Raw genomic sequence first — 1,278 nt, forward strand, 5'->3', positions numbered from 1 at the left:
ATCCGGCTTGGCCTCGATGCCCCGGCTGCGTGTTACCCCTCGATCCGCACGACGACGAAGAGGTCCCCCGCCTCGCCCCCGTTCCTTCCCGGCCAGCCCAGTCCTTTCAGACGTAGTCGCTGCCCCGCTTTTACCCCTGGGGGAATCCGGATCCGATGGGTTGTTTCGGCGGAAGCCTCGCCGGTTCCCTGACAGGACTCACAGCCCTCCGCACCGCCTGCGCCAGGCTCGGAGGCGCAGGCCGGGCAGGGCGCCCGGTCTGCCAGAAGAATGTGCGTGACCGCGCCGAAGGCTGCGATGCGGGGGCTGACGGCGGAGCGGACGTATCTGTCCAGCCCACGGTTGGGCAAGCCCTCATCGAAGTACCGCCGGTCGATTTCGCGGAGGGCCAGCATGACCTGGAAGGCGTCGGCTGGGCGGTCGTCAGGGTTCTTGGCCAGGAGCCGTTCAACAAGGTTGACCAGTGCAGGCGGGGTGGAGAGCCGTCGTTTGATCAAGGGAGCCGGCTGTTCGTTGGGGTGCTGGTTGATCAGGTGCCAGGAGGTCCCGGTGAAGGGCTGGTGCCCGGTGAGCATCTCGTAGAGCACGCACCCGAGCGAGTACAGGTCGGAGCGGTGGTCGAAGGTCCCGTTGAAGCACTCGGGCGCCATGTAGGCCGGGGTGCCGATCAGGACGCCGCTGGTGGTGATGTCATGCCGTTCGTCGCTGCTCTTGGTGATGCCGAAGTCGACCACCGTCGCCTGGCCGTTGGAGCGGACGATGATGTTGGACGGTTTGATGTCGCGGTGGGTCAGACCTGCCCCGTGCGCGGTGCCCAGGGCATCGGCGATGCAGACCGCCGTGCGAACGGCATCGGGCAGGGGCAGTCGGCCGTCCTTCAGCACAACGCTGAGGGGCCTTCCGCGAAGCAACTCCACCACCAGGTAGGCGTGCAACCGTCCGTCGTCCATCGCGGAGCCGAAGTCGTGCACGGTGACGATGTGCGGATGGGACAGGCCGCCGGCGACCGCGGCTTCGCGGGCGAAGCGGGCCGCCTGCCGGCTGCTGTCCGCGCTGCCGTCGCCGGTGAGGACCTTGACCGCCACCAGCCGGTCGACCTTGGGATCGTGCGCCTTCCAGACCTGCCCGAACCCGCCCGCACCGATCGGCTCGATCAGCCGGTAGCGGCCGTCCAGCACGGTCCCTGCCAGCACGACTCCCCCTTCACGGCACGCACCGCGACGCATGGTGTACCAGGCGTGTACCCGTCACGCTACGCCGGGACAACCACCAGTAACA

The 1,278-nt window shown here is 68.1% G+C and carries 1 protein-coding gene; it reads right to left on the reverse strand.

Annotated features, from left to right (window positions below):
* Positions 1 to 32 precede the first annotated feature (32 nt).
* Positions 33 to 1,193: a protein kinase domain-containing protein gene (locus ABWI07_RS44180; protein WP_107083115.1), complete on the reverse strand. Its 1,161-nt coding sequence runs from the start codon at positions 1,191 to 1,193 to the stop codon at positions 33 to 35.
* Positions 1,194 to 1,278 lie beyond the last annotated feature (85 nt).

The sequence above is a fragment of the Actinomadura sp. NPDC000600 genome, from assembly GCF_040492135.1.
In the GTDB taxonomy this organism is placed as follows: Bacteria; Actinomycetota; Actinomycetes; order Streptosporangiales; family Streptosporangiaceae; genus Spirillospora.